Origin of the sequence: Methyloceanibacter sp., assembly GCF_051306395.1 — a bacterium.
GTDB lineage: Bacteria > Pseudomonadota > Alphaproteobacteria > Rhizobiales > Methyloligellaceae > Methyloceanibacter.
In genome coordinates this window covers 1-3,231 of sequence record NZ_JBPPND010000040.1, presented here as the reverse complement: position 1 = coordinate 3,231, position 3,231 = coordinate 1, and the positions used below count along the sequence as shown (strand labels likewise).

At 67.8% G+C, this 3,231-nt stretch carries 3 protein-coding genes and 1 pseudogene; 3 read left to right on the top strand and 1 reads right to left on the bottom strand.

Annotated features, from left to right (window positions below; all coding sequences use genetic code 11):
• Nucleotides 1-501, top strand: a pseudogene (locus tag ACSLE4_RS03020) (radical SAM family heme chaperone HemW); the annotation flags it as partial.
• On the opposite strand, the gene ACSLE4_RS03015 reads toward ACSLE4_RS03020, so the two are convergent.
• Entirely contained in the window at nt 498-1,568 is a 1,071-nt protein-coding gene (locus ACSLE4_RS03015) for a penicillin-binding protein activator (protein ID WP_435903012.1), read from the bottom strand. The pseudogene ACSLE4_RS03020 and the gene ACSLE4_RS03015 sit on opposite strands and share 4 nt — an antisense overlap.
• A gap of 281 nt (nt 1,569-1,849) precedes the next feature.
• On the opposite strand from ACSLE4_RS03015, the gene rsmI reads away from it, so the two are divergent.
• Both rsmI and ACSLE4_RS03005 read left to right on the top strand, forming a co-directional pair.
• Nucleotides 1,850-2,779 (top strand): 16S rRNA (cytidine(1402)-2'-O)-methyltransferase, encoded by a 930-nt coding sequence (rsmI, locus tag ACSLE4_RS03010; protein ID WP_435903011.1) that lies wholly within the window; start codon nt 1,850-1,852, stop codon nt 2,777-2,779.
• Nucleotide 2,780: 1 nt separating this feature from the next.
• Nucleotides 2,781-3,191, top strand: a complete 411-nt coding sequence (locus ACSLE4_RS03005; protein ID WP_435903010.1) for a YraN family protein — start codon at nt 2,781-2,783, stop codon at nt 3,189-3,191.
• Nucleotides 3,192-3,231 lie beyond the last annotated feature (40 nt).

The following is a 3,231-nucleotide window of genomic DNA, read 5'->3' as shown; positions in this document are numbered from 1 at the left end:
GGCGACAGTGCGAGCGAGATGTATCTCCTGACCCAGGAGCTGTGCGAGAAAGCGGGCCTCCCCGCCTACGAGATCTCGAACCATGCGCGGCCGGGATCGGAGTCGCGGCACAATCTCATCTATTGGCGCGGACACGACTATGCCGGGATCGGCGCCGGCGCCCATGGACGTCTCACCGAGAACGGCGTGAAACGCGCGACTTCGACGCTGAAGCCGCCTGAGGAGTGGCTGGCGCATGTCGAGGCCCGGGGCCACGGTCTCGCCAGCGACGAAGCGCTGACCACCCAAGAGACGGCGGAAGAATATCTGCTCATGGCGCTCCGCCTCGCCGAAGGGCTCGACGTGGCGCGGCTCGAAGCTTTGGGCGGGCGGGCGCTCGATGCGTCCGTGCTCGATGCGCTGGAGAGCGACGGGCTCTTGGCCCGGAACGGCAAACGGCTCAGGGCCACGCAATCCGGGCGGCTCGTCCTCGAGCGGCTGATCCTGGAGCTCGCCGCCTAGTAGCTGGACGCGGTGTTGAAGCTGCGCGGCGCCGGCGAGATCACGCTGGGCGATCCGGGCCTCACTTCGAGGATGGCCAGGCCCCGTTCCGACGTGCCGTCCGGCAGCAAGCGGACCAGGCCGTCGACGCCGGCGAATCCGCTTGCGCGGGTGAGCTGGGAGAACGAGTAGCGCTGGCCCGGCGGATTCTGTGACAGGGAGACGGCGAGGCTCATGGCGTCGTAGCCGAGGCTCGCGATCCGCGGCGGCGTGCCGCCGAAGGTCTTGGTGTAGCGCTGGGCGAAGCTGTTCCAGCCTTTCGGATCGGGCGCGGGATACCAGCCGCCGATGAGCGCCTGCTGGCTGCCCACGTTCGGATAGTCCCATTGGCCGGTGCCGATGAACTGAACTTTCGCGCTGGTGAGACCGGCGGCCGCAAGCTGCGGCGCGAGACGCGGGAGCTCCTCCTGGCCGGCGGGCAGGAACAGCGCATCGATCTGTTTCCCCGACTGCACGGCGCCCGCGATCTGTTGCACGGCGCTTTCCATGTTCGAGCCGCTGAAGCTCGCCCGCACCGGCGCGGAGCCGCCGCCGGAAGCGACAGCCTTCGCGAACGCGGCCTCGGCGATGCGGCCATAGGCCGTCTGTGGCACGAGCACCGCGAAGTTCCGTTTGCCGCGCGACATGGCGAAGGAGACGATGCGCGGCACGTCGCGGCCGGCGAGGAAGCTCAAGAGATAAACGCCGTTGCCCGCGACCTTCTCGTCGGATGAGAAGGCGATCATGGGGACGCCGGCGCTGCGCGCCACTTGCGCGGCGGCGCTCACTTCCTGCGCGAAGAGTGGTCCGATGATCAACTCGGCGCCGTCCTTGACCGCGCTTTGCGCGGCGGCGCGCGCGCCGTTCGGGGTGCCCATGGTGTCCTTCGGCACGAGCGAGATATCCGGGTTGTTGAAATCGAACAGGGCCAGCTCGGCCGCTTGCTTCAGCGCCTTGGCGACCGACGAGGCGGAGCCAGGCGCGGAGATCGGCAGCAGCAGCGCCACCTTGACCGAGCCGGTTGCGCCCGTGATCGTCTCGCCCGGCATGAGATTGCCGCCGCCGCCGCCACCGCCGCCCGGCGCGCCGCAGGCGGAGAACAGCGCCGCGATCAGCGCCGTGACGATGACGAGCTTAATGGCACTCAGACGATGGCGAAGCGCGTGCGGAATGTGTTCTGCCCCTGCAATGTCGTGTCACGTAAAGCCTTGATCGCAAACGTGGCTCAAACGTGATGGACGGCTGCGGACTATATCACGTAACGTTTCACCGGCCAGGGCGGGGCGCGCTGCGCCTTGACGCAGCCCCCCGGCAGCAGCGAGGCGGCCAGGTGCAAGACCATCGTAACGCGGAGAGCGGCGCGGGAACCGAACGGACGGTTGCACGCGCAAGCGAGACGCTCGCGGAGCTTCTGGACCGGCCGCTCGCCGCGGGGCTTTATCTCGTGGCGACGCCCATCGGCAATCTTTCGGACATCTCGTTGCGTGCACTTTCCGTCTTGGCACGCGCGCCGCTCATCGCCGCGGAAGATACGCGGCACTCCAAGAAGCTGCTCTCGCATTTCGGCATCGATACGCCGCTCACGCCCTATCACGAGCACAACGCCGAACGGGAACGCCCGAAGCTGCTGGCGCGCATCCGCTCTGGCTATTCCGTGGCGCTGATCTCGGACGCGGGCACGCCGCTTGTGTCGGACCCGGGCTACAAGCTGGTGCGGGAAGCACTCGACGAAGGGCTGACGGTGACGAGCATTCCGGGGCCGTCGGCGACGCTCGCCGCGCTGACCAGCGTGGGCCTCCCCACCGACACGTTTCTGTTCGCGGGTTTCCTGCCGCCGAAATCGGGCGCGCGCCAGACGCGGCTCGCGGCGCTGAAAGACGTGCCGGCGACGCTCATTCTATTCGAGACCGCACCCCGGCTCGCCAAGGCCCTCGCCGACATGGCTGAGGTCTTGGGCCCCCGCGAAGCGGCGATCGCGCGGGAGCTGACCAAGCTGCACGAAACGGTGTTGCGCGGCACGCTCGATGCGCTCGCCGGAGACCTCGCGGAGCAGACGTTGAAAGGCGAGGTCGTGGTGGTGATCGCGCCGCCCCGCGCTGACGAAACCGAGATCGACCATGCGCGCATCCTGGCCGATCTCAAGGCGGCGCTAGAGACCCAGAGCTTCCGCGATGCGGTGCGCGGCGTCACCGAGGCGCATGGCGTGAAGCGGGCGCGGGTCTATGAGCTCGGCCTGTCCCTCACCCGCGAGCCCGAATGAGATGAGCGTTGCACGCGTTAGAGCCTATCGGCGCGGCGTGCTGGCCGAAACGCTGGTCGCCCTGCTCCTCCGGCTCAAAGGCTATCGCATCGTGGCACAGCGTTATCGCTCGCCCGTCGGCGAGATCGACCTTGTGGCCCAGAAAGGACAGCGGCTCGTGTTCGTGGAGGTCAAGCGGCGCAAGACCAAGAACGATGCCGCCTGGACGCTGCCCGCCAAGCAAAGACGGCGCATCGTGCGCGCGGCGCAATACTGGCTCGCGAGCCACCCGGACTTCACCAGCCACACGATCGCCTTCGACGTGGTGCTCGCAGCGCTGGGCGTGGCCGCGGCATATCGAGAACGCATTTCCCGTTTGACCCGGAATGTGAGATGCGCACCTTTGCCCCTGGCCTTAGAGTGCGCCCAGTGAAAAAGCCTTGAGGGAGGAGCCTTCGATGAGCCGCCTGTAC